General features: G+C 72.0%; 15 protein-coding genes. 3 read left to right on the forward strand and 12 right to left on the reverse strand.

Features of this window, described 5'->3' with window-relative positions; all coding sequences use genetic code 11:
• Positions 1-43: 43 nt before the first annotated feature.
• On the reverse strand, positions 44-805 hold the full coding sequence (locus U874_RS0112750; protein WP_025134925.1) for an SDR family oxidoreductase: 762 nt from the start codon (positions 803-805) through the stop codon (positions 44-46).
• 158 nt (positions 806-963) lie between these two features.
• Between U874_RS0112750 and U874_RS0112755 the strand changes: the two genes are divergently transcribed.
• Positions 964-1,317 (forward strand): RNA polymerase-binding protein RbpA, encoded by a 354-nt coding sequence (locus U874_RS0112755; protein ID WP_025134926.1) that lies wholly within the window; start codon positions 964-966, stop codon positions 1,315-1,317.
• On the opposite strand, the gene lnt is transcribed toward U874_RS0112755, so the two are convergent.
• The 8 genes from lnt to U874_RS0112795 all read right to left on the reverse strand — a co-directional run bounded on the left by lnt (position 1,287) and on the right by U874_RS0112795 (position 10,871).
• Positions 1,287-2,897, reverse strand: a complete 1,611-nt coding sequence (gene lnt, locus U874_RS0112760) for an apolipoprotein N-acyltransferase (RefSeq protein ID WP_025134927.1) — start codon at positions 2,895-2,897, stop codon at positions 1,287-1,289. The genes U874_RS0112755 and lnt overlap by 31 nt on opposite strands.
• Entirely contained in the window at positions 2,894-5,125 is a 2,232-nt protein-coding gene (locus tag U874_RS0112765; RefSeq protein ID WP_025134928.1) for an RNA helicase, read from the reverse strand. Before U874_RS0112765 ends, lnt begins: the two co-directional genes overlap by 4 nt.
• Positions 5,122-5,955, reverse strand: coding sequence for a twin-arginine translocase subunit TatC (tatC, locus tag U874_RS0112770; RefSeq protein WP_029988430.1), 834 nt, complete (start codon positions 5,953-5,955; stop codon positions 5,122-5,124). Before tatC ends, U874_RS0112765 begins: the two co-directional genes overlap by 4 nt.
• A 42-nt stretch (positions 5,956-5,997) precedes the next feature.
• The gene (locus tag U874_RS0112775) at positions 5,998-7,008 is read right to left on the reverse strand and encodes a YafY family protein (protein ID WP_025134930.1); all 1,011 of its coding nucleotides are present in this window, start codon (positions 7,006-7,008) and stop codon (positions 5,998-6,000) included.
• The gene (locus U874_RS0112780; RefSeq protein ID WP_025134931.1) at positions 7,001-8,071 is read right to left on the reverse strand and encodes a YafY family protein; all 1,071 of its coding nucleotides are present in this window, start codon (positions 8,069-8,071) and stop codon (positions 7,001-7,003) included. Before U874_RS0112780 ends, U874_RS0112775 begins: the two co-directional genes overlap by 8 nt.
• Positions 8,072-8,079: 8 nt before the next feature.
• Positions 8,080-9,003, reverse strand: a complete 924-nt coding sequence (locus U874_RS0112785; protein WP_025134932.1) for a hypothetical protein — start codon at positions 9,001-9,003, stop codon at positions 8,080-8,082.
• Positions 9,004-9,096: 93 nt separating this feature from the next.
• Positions 9,097-10,146, reverse strand: coding sequence for a tRNA (adenine-N1)-methyltransferase (locus U874_RS0112790; RefSeq protein WP_025134933.1), 1,050 nt, complete (start codon positions 10,144-10,146; stop codon positions 9,097-9,099).
• Entirely contained in the window at positions 10,143-10,871 is a 729-nt protein-coding gene (locus U874_RS0112795) for an HAD family phosphatase (RefSeq protein WP_051582926.1), read from the reverse strand. The genes U874_RS0112790 and U874_RS0112795 overlap by 4 nt, the downstream gene beginning before the upstream one ends.
• A 93-nt stretch (positions 10,872-10,964) precedes the next feature.
• Between U874_RS0112795 and U874_RS14485 the strand changes: the two genes are divergently transcribed.
• The gene (locus tag U874_RS14485) at positions 10,965-12,134 is read left to right on the forward strand and encodes a PAC2 family protein (protein WP_025134935.1); all 1,170 of its coding nucleotides are present in this window, start codon (positions 10,965-10,967) and stop codon (positions 12,132-12,134) included.
• A 405-nt stretch (positions 12,135-12,539) separates the two neighbouring features.
• Here U874_RS14485 and mshC read toward each other — a convergent pair whose 3' ends face one another.
• From mshC to U874_RS0112815, 3 genes are all read right to left on the reverse strand, one after another.
• A complete protein-coding gene (gene mshC / locus U874_RS0112805; protein WP_025134936.1) occupies positions 12,540-13,784 on the reverse strand; it encodes a cysteine--1-D-myo-inosityl 2-amino-2-deoxy-alpha-D-glucopyranoside ligase in 1,245 nt (414 codons plus the stop codon).
• Positions 13,781-14,659 (reverse strand): undecaprenyl-diphosphate phosphatase, encoded by an 879-nt coding sequence (locus tag U874_RS0112810; RefSeq protein WP_025134937.1) that lies wholly within the window; start codon positions 14,657-14,659, stop codon positions 13,781-13,783. Before U874_RS0112810 ends, mshC begins: the two co-directional genes overlap by 4 nt.
• A 143-nt stretch (positions 14,660-14,802) precedes the next feature.
• Positions 14,803-16,116: a M20/M25/M40 family metallo-hydrolase gene (locus tag U874_RS0112815; RefSeq protein ID WP_025134938.1), complete on the reverse strand. Its 1,314-nt coding sequence runs from the start codon at positions 16,114-16,116 to the stop codon at positions 14,803-14,805.
• Positions 16,117-16,391: 275 nt separating this feature from the next.
• Here U874_RS0112815 and U874_RS0112820 point away from each other — a divergent pair, with 275 nt between their 5' ends.
• Positions 16,392-17,153, forward strand: coding sequence for an SDR family NAD(P)-dependent oxidoreductase (locus tag U874_RS0112820; protein ID WP_025134939.1), 762 nt, complete (start codon positions 16,392-16,394; stop codon positions 17,151-17,153).
• Positions 17,154-17,182 lie beyond the last annotated feature (29 nt).

The raw sequence follows: 17,182 nt of genomic DNA on the forward strand, positions 1-17,182 counted from the left end.
CTATCGAACTCCGGCGCTCGCGCTCCGGGTCCGTCGGAGCGGATCAGCCGCCGAAGCTCGACGTGTCGCCGACGAGACGGGTGTGGCCTTCGGGGACCGGCTCGACCGCGGCAAGCGCGACCTCGGCCGCGAACTCGGCGACGTTGTAGAGGCGGCCGGCCTGCTCGCGGCGCTCCTCGATGGCCCCGGGGTTCAGGCGGTTCAGGAGCGTCGCGGTGACGGTGCCCTCGATCATGTCACCCGACACGACGACGAACTCGATCCCGCGCTCGGCGAGCTCCGGGATCCGTGCCCGCAGCGCATCCTCGCCCGCGCGCTTCGAGCGCGCGACGGGCTCGTACTCGGGCATGGTCGGCGTCGTGTTGATGAAGTGAGCCTGGTGGCTCGTCACGAACACGACCCGGCTGCCCTCGCCGAGCAGCGGCAGGGCCGCGTCGAGCACGGCGAGCTGCGCGTCGCGGTTCAGCTGGAGGGCGTAGTCCTCCGCCATGCCGCTCTCCATGCCGCCCGATGCGTTCAGCACGAGGATGTCGAGGCCCCCGAACTCCGCCTGGATCTCGGCCATCATGCCGGCGAGCGACTCGGCATCGGTGAGGTCCGCACCCTGCACGAGCGCGCGGACGCCGAGCTCGCGGAGCTGCGCGGCGAGCTTCTCGGCGCGGGGCGCCTTGTTGCGGAAGTTCACCACAACGTCGGCGCCGGCCTCGGCGAAGTAGCGGACGGTGTCCGCACCGACGCCCCGGGACGATCCGGTGACGAGTGCGCGGCGGCCGGACAGGCTGCCCGGCTCAAGAATCTGGGTCACAACTGCTCCTCATATCGACGAAGTGAACTCCACCCAGGGTAGTGGAGGTCTCCCCCATCTGCGGGCATGGGGTTCCGCGCGCACAGCTCGACCGGGTAGGCTGCGGAACACAGCAGGGGTGCGAATCCAGGCGTGCCCCGCAGGCGAGGAGGTCCCCCATGGCCGATCGAACACTCCGCGGCACGCGCATCGGTGCCACGAGCCTGCAGGGCGAAGAGGGCGTGGAGCTCTCCCCCCGTCGCACCGTCGAGTACCTCACGGATCGCGGCACCCGCTTCAGTGTCCTCTTCGACGCGGATGCCGAGCCCCCGGCCGAGTGGACGGACCAGCGCAGCGGCGAGCTCGGCTTCCTCGATGACGAGGCGGGCCGCACGGCGCGCGCCGAGTTCGAGGAGAAGGAATCCTCGCAGCGCACCCCCTGGGACATGCTGATCGAGCGCCGCTCGCGCGAGGAGCTCGAGGAGCTGCTCGAGGAGCGGCTTCAGCTCCTCCGGGCGCGTCGCGGCTCGTAGCGCCCCCACCAGCCGAGCACGAGGCCGGCGCCGCCGGTCAGCATCCACCCGCCCGCGATCAGCGCGCCGAAACGCAGCGCTGGCGTCTCCCCCTCGACGAGCGGAACCGTCGCGACCATCGCGTCCGCGGTGAAGGGCGTGAGCGCGGCGAGATCACTCCCGTTGGGGGCGACGATGGCGCTCGTGCCGACCGTCGAGATGTTGACGAGCGCCCGGCCCGTTTCGATCGCGCGCAGCCGCGCGATCGCGAGCTGCTGCGCGCTCTCGTCCGTACGCCCGAAATCGGCGTTGTTGGTCGGCGCGAAGATCACCTCGGCGCCCCCGCGCACGAGGTCCTCGGCGTGCGCGTCGAAGGTGATGTCGAAGCAGATCGCGAGCCCCACCCGCACCGCGGCGTCGGCCGTCTCGATGTCGAACGCGGCCGGGCGCTGCCCGAACGAGTACTCGAGCTGCACGAGGTCGACGAGATCCGGGGCGAGCGCGTGGAAGAACTCGCGATTCGGCATGTACTCGGCGAACGGCACCGGGAAGCGCTTGTCGTAGCGCTGGCCCGCGGCGCCATCGGCCCCCCAGACGATCGCGCTGTTGGTGTAGCTGCCGTCCGAGTCCTGAAGGATCGAGCCCGCGACGATCGGCGCTCCGGCGCGCCGCGCGAGCTTCGCCACTTCCATGCCCCGCAGCGGCGTGCCCGGCAGATCGAACTCCGCGCTGTTCTCGGGCCACACGATCACATCGACCGAGTCCCCCGCGGCTTCGAGCTCGTCGAGCAGCTGCTCCGTCGCCGTCACGTGATCGCGGTACACGTCGCCCGATTCCCGGTCATCGAAGATGCCCGACTTCGAGTTGCCCTGGACGGCCGCCACGCGCAGCTCCCCGGTCTCGGCGAGCGGTGCCGCCGGCACGAGGACGAGCACGAGAAGTAGCGCCGCGGCCCCGCCGCACGCGGCGCGCCCGGTTTCCCGCCGTCGCGCGAGGCGCGCCGGGGCGCCCGGCGCGAGGAAGGCCGCGCTCACCCCGAGGCCGCAGACGAGGACGATCGCCGCCGTGAGCCCGGCGAAGCCGAGCCACGAGACCGACTCGGCGAGCGCGCCACTCGCCTGCGTGTGCGCCACGCGGCCCCAGGCGAAGCCGCCGTAGGGCCACACGCCCTGCAGCCCCTCACGGAGCACCCAGAGCCCCGTGGCGGTCACCGCCTGGGCCACGAGCAGGACACCGGGCCGCTCCCACAGCACGGGAAGTCGGGCGAGCCCGTCCGTCGCGAAGCCGATCCCCGCGCCGAGGAGGGCGAACCAGAGCGTCATGATCCCGCTCAGCCCGATCCACGGGAGCGGGCCGAGGTAGAGCGTCAACCACGAGATGTGGGGGCCCCAGAATGCGAAGCCCGCCACCGCGCCGACGAGCGCGCCGCGCCAGCCCCGCTGCTGCCAGAGCGCGGCGAGGACGAGCCCCACCGCCGGGAACGCGAGCGGCCACCAGCCGAGTCCGGGCCCCGCCGCATCGAGCAGCAGACCGCCGGCTGCCGCGCCGAGGAGGGCGAGCCAGAGCCGCAGCCGCGGCCGCGTCACGGCGGCGTCGCTCATGAGCTGCTCGAGGCCTCGACGATTCCTCGCCGCACGCCCCGCTTCGCCGCGCGGGCGAGCTTCGCGAGCTCGCCGAGCCGGTCCTCGTCGAAGCCGATGCGCACCGCGGTCTCGCACGCCTGCGCGAGCTGATCGAGCAGGTCGATCGTCTGCTTCGCCCAGCGCACGAAGTCGCCGGCGCCGATCCCGCTCTCCTCGAGCACGCGCTCGATCGGCCGACCCGACGCCCACGAGTGCATGGTGGCGGCGAGCCCGGCGTGCGGCATCTCACTCCGGGGCAGCCGCAGCCGCTCCGAGAGGTCGTCGAGCCGCACCCAGGTGTCGAGCACCCGGTCGAGCGCGGCGGCGAACGCCGCCCCGCCGGGCAGGCGCGGCGAGCCCTCGTCGTCTCGGCGCGGCTCGTAGCTCAGCACGCAGCACATCGCCGCGAGCCCCGCGGCGTCCAGCCCGCGAAAGGTGTCCTCGCGCAGACACTCCGCGACGAGGAGATCGCGGTCGCCGTAGATGCGACGCAGGAGCTCGCCGGGGAGCGTGACCTGCGGCTCCCCCGAGACGCGCTCGAGGTAGCCGAGCTCGAGCAGCATCTCGACGACTCGATCGAAGGTTCGCGCGATCGTGCCCGTCCGCGCGGCCACCTGCCGCCGCCCGCGCTCGATCTTGCGGCGCAGCTTGCGCGCCCGGTCCTCCCAGCGCTTCCGGTCGGAGCCCTGCGCGCGCTGCACGGCCGCGTCGTAGCCCGCGAGCGAATCCTGCGCGGCCCGGAGCTCGCGCGCCTGCTCGACCACCGCGCGATCAGCCTGGAACTGCGCGAACGACAGCTCGAGCATCTCACGCACCCGCTCCTCGTCCATGCGCTGGAGCAGGTTCACCGCCATGTTCGGGGTCGGTCGGAACATCGACTTCACCGGGAACGAGCGCGCGCCGGCGAGGTGGGCGAGCTCCTCCAGCTCCACGCTGTCGCTCCAGACCACGACGGCGTGGCCCTCGACATCGATGCCGCGGCGGCCCGCGCGCCCCGTGAGCTGCGTGTACTCGCCCGAGGTGAGCGGCACGCGCTGCTCGCCGTTGAACTTGTCGAGCCGCTCAATCGCCACCGCCCGGGCGGGCATGTTGATGCCGAGCGCCAGCGTCTCCGTGGCGAAGACGATCTTCAGCAGCCGGCGCTGGAAGAGCCGCTCGACCACCGACTTGAACGCCGGGAGCAGGCCAGCATGGTGGGCGGCAACGCCGCGTTCGAGGCCCGCGAGCCACTCGCGCACGCCGAGCACCCGGCGCTCCTCCTCGCTCATGTCGCGCACCTCGGCGCGAGCGATCCGCCGGATCTCCTCGCGCTCCTCGCGCGTGGTGAGCGTGATGCCCTCGAACAGGCACTGCCGCACCGCCTGGTCGCAGCCGTTCCGGCTGAAGATGAAGACGATCGCGGGCAGCAGCTCCGTCTCGTCGAGCGCGCGGGCGATGTCCGCGCGGGAGACGCGCCGCGTCCGCCGCTGCGGAGCACGACCCCGCGCGCGATCCCGCCCGCCGCGCCCGCGCCCGCCCTCGAGCATCCGCAGCTCCGGGTTGATGCGGCCACGGGCCGCGAGCTCGCCATCCCTGCCGACGTAGAGCGGCAGCAGCTCCTTCGGCGTGAGCACGTGCTGGTAGAGCGGCACCGGGCGGTGCTCCGAGAGGATCACGTCGGTGTCGCCGCGGACGGCGTGCATCCAGTCGCCGAACTCCTCGGCGTTCGACACCGTCGCCGACAGGGAGACGAGGCGCACGTGCTTCGGCAGGTGGAGGATGATCTCCTCCCACACCGCGCCGCGGAAGCGATCGCCCAGGTAGTGCACCTCGTCGAGCACGACGAACGCGAGATCATCGAGCGCGTGCGACTCGGCGTAGATCATGTTGCGGAGCACCTCGGTCGTCATCACGACGATCGGCGCGTCCCCGCGAATGTTGAGGTCCCCCGTGAGGAGCCCGACCTCCTCCTCTCCGTACTCCTCGCACAGCTCGCGGAACTTCTGGTTCGACAGCGCCTTGATCGGTGCCGTGTAGAAGATCCGTGCGTCGCGCTCGCGCCGGGCGAGGTACACGGCGAACTCCGCGACCGTCGTCTTCCCGGAGCCCGTGGGCGCCGCGACGAGCACGCTGCGTCCCTCTTCGAGCCGCTCGCAGGCGGTCACCTGGAACGGGTCGAGCGGGTACTCGAGGTGGCGCGCGAAGAACTCGAGCGCGGTCTCGCTCACTTCGCGTCCTCTGCATCGGCGTCAACCGACTCGGTGACGTCGATGCCGTACTCCTCGAACTCGGCGCGCGTGCGTTTGTCGACTCTGCGATCGTGCAGGATCGCGATCCCCGCCGCCCCGAAGTACAGCAGGATCATCGGGACCGCGAGCAGGAACATGCTCATGATGTCGGCCGCGGGCGTGGTGATCGCGGCGAACAGCACGATGAGCAGGATCGCCACGCGCCAGCTCTTCAGGATCGAGGCGCCGCGCACCACGCCGATGAAGTTCAGCATGACGAGCAGCGCGGGCAGCACGAATCCGACGCCGACGGCGAGCAGCAGCTTGATGGCGAAGTCGAGGTACTTGCGCGCGTCGAGGAAGAATGCGTCCTCGGGCGGCTGGAAGCTCGCCATGAGGCGCACGATGTTCGGCAGCACGAGCCAGCCCGCAAAGGCGCCGCCCAGGAACAGCGGAACCGCTGCCGCCAGGAAGCCGACCCCGTAGAGCTTCTCGCGCCGGGTCAGCCCGGGGGCGAGGAAGGCCCACACCTGGTAGAGCCACACCGGCGAGGCGATGAGCACCGCGATGAAGAGCGAGATCTGCACCTTCGTGTCGAAGGCGCCCGTGATGTCGCCGTAGGCGATCGTGGCCTCGCGTCCCTGCTCGCCGAGCTGGGCGATGGGCATGCGCAGCACGTCCCACACCCACGGCGAGAGGAGCCAGCCGGCGACGAGGGCGACGGCGATCGCGATCGCGGCGATCATCAGGCGCTTTCGCAGTTCTACGAGGTGAGCGCCGAGGCTCATCTTGCCTTCTGGGTTGCGCTTCTTCCGCGGCTCACGTGCCATTCGCTCAGTGTATCCCAGGTGGGTGGCCGATTGCCCCGCCGCCTACTCGCCGTAGGCCGCGAGCGCGCGTGCCGTCCAGCTCCGCACCGCGTCGCGTGCGGCGGCGGGCGCCTCGACCGAGATCTCCCCGGGCGCGAGCTGCACGAGCCGGATCGCTGCGTCCGCGTGCCAGGCCTCGACCTCGACGCGGACGGAGCCGGGGGCCGGCTCGTCGATCACCGTCGGCGCGAAGCCGGCGATGCGCGGGAGGGCAGCCGCGGAGACGCGGGCCGTGATCCGGGTGACGGGCGACGCGGCCGCCGGCTCGGACGGTGCCTCGGGCGCAGTGGGAACAGCGGGTGCCGCGGGCTTCGTGGGCTCAGCGGGAGACTCGGGCGCTTCGGGCGCCCCGGGCGCCTCCGCGCGGAGCTCGAAGATCTGGTCCACCCGGAACGTGCGCTCGGCGCCGCGATCGAGGCAGAATCCGCGCAGGTACCAGCCTCCCGGGCCCTGCGTCAGCGCGCGCGGCTCCACCGTGCGCTCGCTCTCCGCGCCCGCAGCATCGCGGTAGCGGAATCCGACGGTCTGGCCGCGCTCGATCGCCGAGACGAGCCGGGCCACCCGCTCGTCCTCGGGATCGGCGCTCACGCTCACGGTCGGTGCCCCCGCGGCGCCGAGCGCCGCGCCGAGCTTCGCCGCGGTCTCCCGTGCGAGCGCGGCATCCGCGGGCGGCAGCACCGCGGTGAGCGCGTGGAGCCCGGCGACGAGCGCCGCGGTCTCCGCCGGAGCGAAGCGCGGCGCGTCCTCGACCGCGACGGTGCGCGTGAGGCTCACGAGATCCTGCTCCTCGAGGGCGTCCCAGTCGATGTCGAAGAGGTCCTGATCCTGGTAGCTCAGCGTCTCGCCGGGCACGCCGGCCGTGCCGAGGAAGCGCACCAGCGAGCGGAGCAGCTCGGGCGCCACGCCGAACGTCTCGGCGAGCTCCGACACCGGAACGGGACCGTGTTCGCGGAGATACGGTACGAGCGAGAGCAGGAGCAGCACCCGGTCGGGGCCGAGCACGGGGTTAGCCATCGGAGTCCTCCTCGTGGGCGGCCGCGATCCGGCGCAGCCCGTCCGTGACGAGCGCGCGGAGCGATGCGGGCTCGCAGACCGCGACCTCCGCACCGTAGCCGATGAGCTCGGCGGCGAAGAGGTGCGGATCGAGCATGCCGAGCGTCAGCTCGACCGTGCCCGGCTCGACCGCGCCCGCCTCAGCGGTTCCCGCGTCAGCAGCGCGCGCCTCGGCGGCGCGCACCTCGGCAGCGGTCACCTCAGCAGCGCGCGGCGAGAGGCGCGCCTCGGCGACGGACCCGCGCTGCACGCGGAGCGTCGCGCGCTGGGAATCGCGCAGGCGGAGCAGCTCCGCCACGGCGGGCTCGGCGCGCTCGCGCAGTTCGGGGTCGAAGCGGGCCGTCTCGACCGTCACCGCTCCGGAGATCCTGGCGAGGAGGAACACGCGCTCGGCCGCACGATCCAGATCCCACGAGATGAGGTGCCAGCGCCCGTCGGCGCGGTGCAGCCGCAGGGGCGCGACCCGGCGTTCGAGCGGCGTATCGCGGCCCGGGAGCGTGTACTCGAAGCGCACGATGCGGCCGGCGTCGATCGCCCCCTGCAGCGCAGCGGCCGCCGGCTCGGCGGTGCCCAGGCGCGGTGCCACTCCGAGGTGCTGCAGATCGAGGCCGGCGCCGAGCGCTTCGAGCTTCATCGCGGCGCGCCGCGACTCCGCGCTCAGGCTGCCCTCCTGCCACGCGAGCGCGGCCAGGCGGAGCAGCACGAGCTCGCGCTCGCTGAAGCGGAGCTCGCTCGGGAACTCGAGCAACTCCTTCGAGATCCGGTACCGCGTCAGCTGGTTGTTGCCCGGTTCGAGGGGCGAGTCGAGCGTCTCGATGTGGATCCCGAGCCCGCGGAGCTGCTCCTTGTCGCGCTCGAACTGGCGGTCGAGCGCGAGGCTCGCCTCACCCGGGGTGAAGCGCTCGGCGTAGCCGTACACGGAGGACAGCAGCTCGCGCTTCGTGAGCCCTTCCGGGCTCACGACGAGCGCGAGCACGAGGCTGAAGACCCGCTGCTCGCTGGGGACCGACTTGCGCCCGGCCACCCGCGGCCTCAGTTGACGCCGAGGATGTCGACGACGACCACGCGGGCCGAACCGCCCTCGTTCTCGACGATGACGACCTGCGAGCCGACGGGCTTGCCGGTCAGCTGCGCGCGGAACGTGTTGCCCGACTGGGCGACCTGCTCCTCGGTGCCGAACGACATGAGCCCCTGGGTCCAGGAGTTCTGCTGCACGGTGCCGTCCCAACCGACGCTGAGCACCTGGCCGATCACGTTCTGATCCGCACGCACCTCCTCGCCGTCGCCCTCGATGCGCACTGCGGAGCTCGTGCCCTTCGGCGCGGCGCGCGGCGGCAGCACGACGCCCGGCTGACCGGACTCGTCCGTCACGACCGCGGGGTAGCCATTCGGCAGCCCGCGCACGGGGCCCTGTGCGGCGAGCGCGCGGGCCGAGACCACGTCGATGACGCCGACGAGCGCGTCGCCCGGCGTCGCGCCGAGCTGCATCGCGAGCTGGGCGCTATCGGTCGGCGAGAGCGCGAGCACGATGCGGTCGCCCACTGCGGCGCAGCGCACGGCCTCGCTCAGCGGGTTCGCCATCTCCTCGGCGACGAGCAGGTACTCGGGTGCGGCCGACGCGTCGACGAGGCCGGGGCTCTCGTAGAGGGGCTTCCCGCTCTTCGGCTCGAAGAAGGCCATGTTGACGCCGACGAGCGAGCGCTCCTCGGCGACCTGGCTCCGATCCTGCGCCTCCGAGACGATCGTGCGCTGCGAGCTCACGATGTCCGTGTCCGCGGGCACCTGCACCTGCGGGGTGGTGCCGGCCTCGCCGAGCACCACGACGCTGTTGCTGAGCGCCCCGGGGGCCATGCCCGCGGTGCAGTCGGCGCTGGCCGCCTGCTGGGCGCTGCACCCGGTCAACCCGGCGATGAGCAGCGCGGAGGCCGCGGTAGCGGGAACGAGTCGACGAAGCATATGCACCTCTCGCGGAAGCCTGTGGGAACTCGGCCATCCTATCGAACGTCGGCTGGTGCGCGGCGCAACGCCGCACGCACCAGCCGCTCGGAATCAGTCCTGGGTGTCGGCGCCGCGCTCGCTCGCGAAGTTCTGCGCCTCGCGCACCTTCTTGCGCAGCACCTTCTCGCTCTTCTGGCGCTCCCCGACGACCTCCGGAGTCCACACCTCGGCGCTCGTCGCGCCCTCGGCGAGATCCGGCAGCCAGCTCGCGAGGTCCTCGTCGCTGAACTCGCTCTTCGACGCGCGGCGCTTGAGGCTCGGCACGACCGTGTTCGGCGCCAGGCGGCGCGCCGTGATGAGGAAGCCCGTGTGCGCGACCATGCGGTGGTCAGGACGCACGGCGAGACCCTCGACGTGCCAGCCGCGCACCATCGTCTCGGAGGACTGCGGGTGCGTGAACTGACCGCTGCGGCGGATCTGCTCGGCGGTGCGCGAGAGCTGCGTCACGGTCGCCACGTAGCAGATGAGCACGCCGCCCGGCTGCAGCGCCTCGGCTGCAACGTCGACGCACTCCCACGGGGCGAGCATGTCGAGCACGACGCGGTCGATCGTCCCGGCCGCGCACGTCGCCGGAAGCGTGTCCTGCAGGTCGCCGACGGTGAGCGTCCAGTTCTCCGGCACCGAGCCCGAGAACGCGGCGACGTTCGCGCGCGCGACGTCGGCGAACTCGTCACGGCGCTCGAACGAGAAGAGCTCGCCGCGCTCGCCGATCCCGCGCAGCAGGTGGAGCGACAGCGCGCCCGAGCCGACCCCGGCCTCGACGACGCGGGCGCCCGGGAAGATGTCGGCGAGCGACAGGATCTGCGCGGCGTCCTTCGGGTAGACGATCGCCGCGCCGCGCGGCATCGACATCACGAAGTCGGACAGCAGCGGGCGCAGCACGAGGTACTCCTCGCCGCTGCTGTTGCTCACCACGGAGGCGTCGGGCAGGCCGACGAGGTCGGCGTGGGCGATGACACCGCGGTGGCTGTGGAACTCCCCCTCGGGAACGAGCGTGATCGTGTTCAGCCGCCCCTTGGGTCCCGTGAGCTGCACACGATCGCCGTAGCCGAGCGGCCCGCTCGGGGCGGGGGTTCCGGCTGCTGTGTCCTGTGCGCTCACGCGAGGTCTCCTGTTTCTGTCTGCGGTGTGGTCTCGCTCCGCGGCCCGGCATGGGCGCGGAATCGCTGGGAAAGTCTATCGGCGTCGACGTCGGCGAGGCTGTCCCACAGCTCGTGCGCCGGCACGCCCGTCAGGTCGACGAGGTTCGGGATCCCGATCGCGACGGCCCCCGAGGCAAAGGCCGCGCGCAGCCCGCTCCCCGAGTCCTCGAGCGCCAGGCACTCCTCGATCGGCACGTCGAGGAGCCCCGCACCGAGCAGGTACGGCTCCGGATCCGGCTTCTCACGCGAGACCTCGTCGCCCGCGATCGACGCGACGAAGCTCGCCCCCTCCGGGAGCAGCGCAAGCACGGCGTCGGCGATCTCGCGCACCGCCATCGTGACGAGCGCGCTCGGGATCCCCGCCTCGGCGAGCGAGCGCAGCAGCTCGACCGCGCCGGGCCGCCACTGCGGACCCGCCGCGCGGAGGCCGGCGATCACGCCGGCGGTCCACTCGGCGATGATCTCCTCCGTCGAGAGCGGCACGCCGAGCCGCTGGAACACGCCGGCCGCGGCGCGCAGCCCGGATCCGACGAGGCCGTCGCGCACCTCGTCCGTCAGCTCGATACCGTAGCGGCGGAGCATCGCGAGCTCCGCGTCGAGCCACAGGGGCTCGGAGTCAATCAGGGTGCCGTCCATGTCCCACAGCACAGCCGCGGGCGTTCGCTCGGAGAGGATCGCGCTCATCCCAGTCATTCTACCGAGCGTCAGCGGATATCCTGGAGGGCGACCGTCACCGCGCGGTCCCCGTCGTCCCGCAACCGCTAGGAGCATCCCGTCGTGACCGCCGCCTCCCCCGGGTACCCCCGTGTACTCATCGCCGCATTCCAGGGCTGGAGCGACGCGGGCGACGCGACGAGCGAGGTGCTCCAGCATCTCGGAGCGCTCACCGGCGCCGAGGTGCTCCACGTGCTCGGCTCCGAGGGCTACGTCGACTACCAGGTGCATCGCCCCAAGGTGAGCCTCGACGAGCAGGGCAACCGGGTGCTCGAGTGGCCCGACACGCGTCTGCTTGGCACGGTGCAGCGCCCGGGCGTCGAGGAGGACCCCGAGGCCGAGACCGTGCGCCGCATCGACGGCGGACGCGTCACCGAGCTCTTCCTGCTCTCCGGCGTCGAGCCCGCGCGCGACTGGCAGAGCTTCGCCGACGAGATCGTCGAGCTCGTCGATGTGTGGGGCATCGACACGATCATCATCCTCGGCTCGATGTACTCCGACGCGCCGCACTCGCGCCCCGTCGTCACCACGATCACGAGCGACAGCGCCGAGCGGCGCGAGCAGACCGGCGCCGCGCGCAACACCTACGAGGGGCCGGCCGGCATCGCGACCGTCGTCGACCTCGCGCTCACCGAGGCCGGGCTCGCCCCGATCTCGCTCTGGGCGCAGGTGCCCCACTACGTGCACAGCACCCCCTCGCCGAAGGTGACGCTCGCGCTGCTCGACAAGCTGGAGGAGCTCCTCGACGTCGTAATCCCGCGCGGCGAGCTGCTCACGCAGGCGACCGAGTGGGAGGCGAACATCAACCGGATCGCCGCCGCCGACGAGGACATGACCCGGTACATCCGCGGGCTCGAGGAGTCGCGCGATGAGGCGCTCGCGGCGGAGACGACCGGCGACGCGATCGCGGCCGAGTTCGAGAAGTTCCTGGAGGACGGCTCGCGCGGGTCGGCGGGGGCTGGTGGTGGTGCTGATGCTGGTGCTGATGCTGATGCGGTGTCCGCGGATGCCGCGTCCTCGGATGCTGCTGGTGTCGCTGATCCTGGTGTCGCTGATCCTGGGGCCACTGATCCGGTCGACGCTGATGCCCAAAGTGCCGCTGATGCGAGCGAACCCGAGCCCGCTGATCCGGCGCCCGCGGAGAGCGAGTCCGCTGCGGCCGACGAGAGCGCATCGGCGCCGACCGACGAGCACCCCGAAGACTCCCCCGACGCCCCTCCTGCCCAGGGCTAGCGCGCGCCCGCGCTTCCCTGCGCCCCGCTGCCCGTCTCCCCGCTGCCCGTCTCCCCGATTAGCTCTGCCTTCCCCGTCCCTCTCATCTCGGAGAAATCCGGAATCTCGGAGATTCTGAGGGGACCACGTCCGAGATCTCAGATTTCTCCTGCGGAAAGTGCGGTGCGGCTCTGCTGGGTCCGTCCGCGCGGCCCGAGGCCGCACACCGCATTCCTCGGAGAAATACGAAATCTCGGAGCCTGTCTCGCGAAAGGCTCCGAGATTCGAGATTTCTCCTGTCGGATATGGGATGCGCACACACGCGCGGGCACGCCACACACGCAGACGCACGCAGACGCGCGCACACGCACACAGGCACGCGCACCGCACGCCGACACCGGGCCATTGCAGCCCGCAGCGCGCTCCCTACAGGCGCACGCCCAGGAGCGCGAGCACCGCGTCGGCCACGAGGCCGGGCGCGTCGACACCGCGGTCGAGCGCTGCGTCGAGCGTCGCCAGCATCACGGGGGTGTCGAGATCGTTCGCGAGGGCCGCCCGGAGCTGCTGCACCACGGTGCCCGCCGCGACCGGATCCGTGCTCGTCCGCTCGAGCCCCGCGCGCCACGCCTCGAGGCGCCGCGTCGCGGTCGCGAGATCCGCGTCGTGCCACTCCCACTCCGAGCGGTAGTGGTGCGCGAGCAGGCCGAGCCGGATCGCGGAGGGGTCGGCGCCGCCGTCGAGCAGCTTCGACACGAAGACGAGGTTGCCGCGCGACTTGGACATCTTGTGCCCCTGGTACGCGACGAGCCCCACGTGGCAGTAGGCGTGCGCGAGCGGCGTGCCCGAGAGGGCCGTCGCGTGCGCGGCGGTGAACTCGTGGTGCGGGAAGATCAGGTCGGATCCGCCGCCCTGCACGGTGAACGCGCCGCCGAGCGCTCCCGTCGCGATCACCGAGCACTCGATGTGCCACCCGGGGCGACCGGCGCCGACGGGCGAGTCCCAGCTCGGCTCGCCCTCGCGGGCGGCGCGCCAGAGCAGCGGATCGAGCGGGCCGCGCTTGCCGGGCCGGTCGGGGTCGCCGCCGCGCTCGGCGCTCAGCCGGCGCATCAGCTCGGGATCGTAGGGCGCTACGTCGCCGAGGCGCCACTGCGAGTCGCGCTCGGCCGCGGCCGTGTCGAAGTAGAGGTCGTCGCCCTCGGCGTCGGCGGTGGGCACGGGGTACGCGAAGCCGAGCTCGACGAGCTGCTGCACGGCGGCCGCGATCTCGTCGATCTGCTCGGTCACGGCGATGAAGTGCTCCGGCGGGAGCATCCCGAGCCGGTGCATGTCCGAGCGGAAGAGCCCGATCTGGTCGTCGGCGAGCCCCCGCCAGTCCACGCCGGTCTCCGCGGCGCGTTCGAGCAGCGGGTCGTCGACATCGGTGATGTTCTGCGCGTAGACGGTCTCGATCCCCGCATCGCGCCAGGCGCGCTGCATGATGTCGAACGTCAGGTAGGTGAAGGCGTGCCCGAGGTGGGTCGCGTCGTACGGGGTGATGCCGCAGACGTAGAGCAGCGCGCGCCCGTCCGGGATCGCGGGGTGCTCGAGGCGCTCCGTCGCGGTGTTGAAGAGCTTCGGCGCGATGCCCGTGCCCGGCAGCTCGGGGAGCTCGGGCGGCGTCCAGGTTCTCACAGCGCACCTCCCGTGGCGGCGATGGCCGCGCCGGCGGCCGCGGTGCCGCCCTCCGCGGAGAGCACGCCCGTGCTGAGGAGCACGATGATCACGACGCCGAGCAGCACGCGGTAGATCACGAAGGGCATGAAGCTGCGCTTCGAGATGTAGCGCATGAAGAGGCCGATCACGAACAGCGCGATGACGAAGGCAACGATCGTGGCGACGATCGTGAGGCCCATCGGCGTGGTGTCGGTCGGCGCCTTGAGCGCCTTGAAGAGCTGGTAGAAGCCCGAGCCGAAGACGGCCGGGATGGCCAGGAGGAACGAGTAGCGGGCCGCGGCCTCGCGCGTGTAGCCCATGAGGAGGCCCGCGGTGATCGTGCCGCCCGAGCGGGAGACGCCCGGGATCAGCGCGAGCGCCTGGGCGAAGCCGAAGCCGAGCCCGTGCTTCCAGGTGAGCTGGTCGAGGGGGCGCTGCTTGCGGCCGATGCGGTCGGCGACGCCGAGCAGGATGCCGAACACGATGAGCATCACCGCGACGAACCAGAGCGAGCGGAGGCTGCCCTCGATCTGATCCTGGAACAGCAGGCCGAGGACGACGATCGGGATCGTGCCGAGGATGATCCACCAGCCCATGAGCGCATCGGGATCCTTCCGGTCGACCTTGCCCGTGAGGGACTGGAACCAGCGGCCGATGACCCGCACGATGTCGCGCCAGAAGAACACGATCACCGCGGCCTCCGTGCCGATCTGCGTGATCGCGGTGAACGCCGCCCCGGCGTCGCCGATCCCCATGAGCTCGCTCGCGATGCGGAGGTGCGCGCTCGACGAGATCGGCAGGAACTCCGTGAGTCCCTGGATGATGCCGAGCAGAATCGCCTCGAAGATTCCCATGCTGTCCTTTCGTGGCGGAGGCGCGGAAAACGCCCCGTCGAAATCGGGCCGCCGTCCAGACTAGCCCACGCCCCGCGCCGCACCCGCGTGTGTCCGGGTGCGGCGCTCAGGCAGATCGACTAAGTGAGTGCGCCGCGGTTCGGCTAGTAGGTGCGGAGCAGATCAACGAGCACGCGGTGCCCGAAATCGAGCGCGTCGAGCGGCACGCGCTCGTCGACGCCGTGGAACATCCCCGGGAAGTCGAGGTCGGCCGGCAGGCGGAGCGGCGCGAAGCCGTACCCCGTGATCCCGAGCCGGGAGAGCGCCTTGTTGTCGGTCCCGCCGGAGAGGAGGTACGGGAGCACCCGGGCCTCCGGGTCGTGGCGCTGCAGGCTCTCGCGCATGGCATCGACGAGCTCGCCCGAGAACGGCACCTCGAGACCGATGTCCGAGTGGACGGTCTCGACCTCGATGTCCGGGCCGACGATGCGCTGCACCTCGGCGCGCACGTCCGCCTGCTGGTCGGGCAGCGAGCGCACGTCGACGAGCGCCTCCGCCGTGTCCGGGATCACATTGTGCTTGTAGCCCGCCGTGAGCACGGTCGGGTTGCTCGTGTTGCGGAGGCTCGCCTGGATGAAGCCGCCGCCGGCACCGAGGCGCAGCACGAGCTCCTCCGGCGCCACCTCGCGCGGATCCTCCCCGAGGATCGCGGCGATCTCGTCGACGAGCTCGCGGGTCGTGTCGCAGAGCGCGATCGGCCACTCGTGCCGCCCGAGCGCCGCGATCGCCTCGGCGAGGCGCGTCACCGCATTGTCGTGCCACACGCGGGAGCCGTGAGCTGCGGTGCCGCGCGCGCGGAGACGGATCCAGTCGAGCGCCTTCTCGCCCGTCTGCACGAGGTAGGCCCGGGTCCCGTCGATGTCGATCGAGTAGCCGCCGACCTCGCTCACCGCGGTGCCCGCGCCCGCGAAGAGCTCGGGGCGGTGCTCGACGAGGTAGTGGGCGCCGAAGATGCCGCCGTTCTCCTCATCGGCAAAGAAGGCGAGGACCACGTCGCGGCGGGGCCGCTCCCCCGCGCGCAGCAGCTCGGCGATCGAGGTGAGGATCATGGCGTCCATGTCCTTCATGTCGACGGCGCCGCGCCCCCAGAGCATGCCGTCGCGAATCTCTCCGGCGAACGGGTCGACCGTCCAGTTGGCGGGGTCCGCCGGGACGACGTCGAGGTGGCCGTGCAGCACGAGCGCGGGCAGCTCGGGTTCGCGCCCCTGCACGCGGGCGACGACGCTCGCGCGGCCGGGGGCCGACTCGATGATCTCGGGGGCGAGCCCGAGATCCCTGAGGTAGGCGGCGACGTACTCGGCGGCCGGGCGCTCCGGCTCGGCATCGCCTCCGCCCCGGTTGCTCGTGTCGATCCGGATCAGATCGCGGGCGATGCGGACGGTTTCCGAGAGCTCCTGCTCGGTCGATGCGCTGCTCATGCCCCCAGCGTAGCCTCCGAGCGCGCGTCCCGGCAGGGCGTTTCGCCGCGTGACGCCGCGGGCACGTCCCGATCCCCGCGCCGACCCCGCGCCGACTCCGCGCCGGCCCGCGCCGTCCCCGAACGGGCTCCGCGCGGGCCGCGCAGCTCGCCCGCACACGCGCCGCGAGTGATCAGAACTGTCTGGGAATGCGCCTGCTGCGCGCGCCGCGCCGCGGAGAGACACTGAAGCCGAGGCGACCGCCTCCCACCCTCTGAACGAAACGAGGTTCCGTCATGCACACCGCCGTCGTCCCCGAGCGCTTCGCCGGGAAAACCGCCATCGTCACCGGAGCGGGATCCGGGATCGGGAAGGCCATCGCCGAGCGCATCCTCGCAGAGGGCGGCACGGTCGTCGCATCCGACGTGTCCGAGGAGCGCCTCGCCGTGTTCGCCGCGGAAGCCCAGAGCGACCGCCTCCGCACGGTGGTGAGCGATGTCACCGTCGAGGCCGACGTCGAGAAGCTCGTCGCGGCCGCGGACGGTCGTGTCGACGCCGTCGCGAACAACGCGGGCATCATGGACGGCTTCCTCCCCGCCGCGGAGATCGAGGATGCGCTCTGGCAGCGCGTGTTCGACATCAACGTGACGGGCGTGATGCGCCTCACGCGGGCCGTGCTGCCTGGGATGCTCGAGCGCGGCTCGGGCACGATCGTGAACACGGCGAGCGAGGCCGGGATCCGCGGCAACGCCGCAGGCGCCGCGTACACCGCGTCGAAGCACGCGGTGGTCGGCTTCACGAAGAACACCGCGTTCATGTACGGCCGCAAGGGGATCCGCGTGAACGCCGTCGCCCCCGGCGGCGTCGCGACGAACGTCGATGGCTCGTTCAAGTCCGACTACGCGGCGCAGCTGATGGGCCCGGCGTTCCAGACGCTCGGCTTCGCTCCCGCGACGCCCGAGCAGCTCGCGAGCGCCATCACCTGGTTGCTGAGCGACGACTCGAGCAACGTGAACGGCGTCGTGCTCGCCTCGGACGGCGGCTGGTCGGCGCAGTAGCGCCCGAGCCCCGCTGCGCCGTCGGGATC

This window comes from Leucobacter sp. PH1c, assembly GCF_000633415.1.
Taxonomy (GTDB): Bacteria; Actinomycetota; Actinomycetes; order Actinomycetales; family Microbacteriaceae; genus Leucobacter.

Bases quoted from the DNA above. Each gene is read 5' to 3' on its own strand.
- U874_RS0112755 (WP_025134926.1), top strand. From the start codon at position 964: ATGGCCGATCGAACACTCCGCGGCACGCGCATCGGTGCCACGAGCCTG.
- lnt (WP_025134927.1), bottom strand. From the start codon at position 2,897: ATGAGCGACGCCGCCGTGACGCGGCCGCGGCTGCGGCTCTGGCTCGCC.
- tatC (WP_029988430.1), bottom strand. From the start codon at position 5,955: ATGGCACGTGAGCCGCGGAAGAAGCGCAACCCAGAAGGCAAGATGAGC.
- U874_RS0112775 (WP_025134930.1), bottom strand. From the start codon at position 7,008: ATGGCTAACCCCGTGCTCGGCCCCGACCGGGTGCTGCTCCTGCTCTCG.
- U874_RS0112785 (WP_025134932.1), bottom strand. From the start codon at position 9,003: ATGCTTCGTCGACTCGTTCCCGCTACCGCGGCCTCCGCGCTGCTCATC.
- U874_RS0112795 (WP_051582926.1), bottom strand. From the start codon at position 10,871: ATGAGCGCGATCCTCTCCGAGCGAACGCCCGCGGCTGTGCTGTGGGAC.
- U874_RS0112810 (WP_025134937.1), bottom strand. From the start codon at position 14,659: ATGGGAATCTTCGAGGCGATTCTGCTCGGCATCATCCAGGGACTCACG.
- U874_RS0112815 (WP_025134938.1), bottom strand. From the start codon at position 16,116: ATGAGCAGCGCATCGACCGAGCAGGAGCTCTCGGAAACCGTCCGCATC.
- U874_RS0112820 (WP_025134939.1), top strand. From the start codon at position 16,392: ATGCACACCGCCGTCGTCCCCGAGCGCTTCGCCGGGAAAACCGCCATC.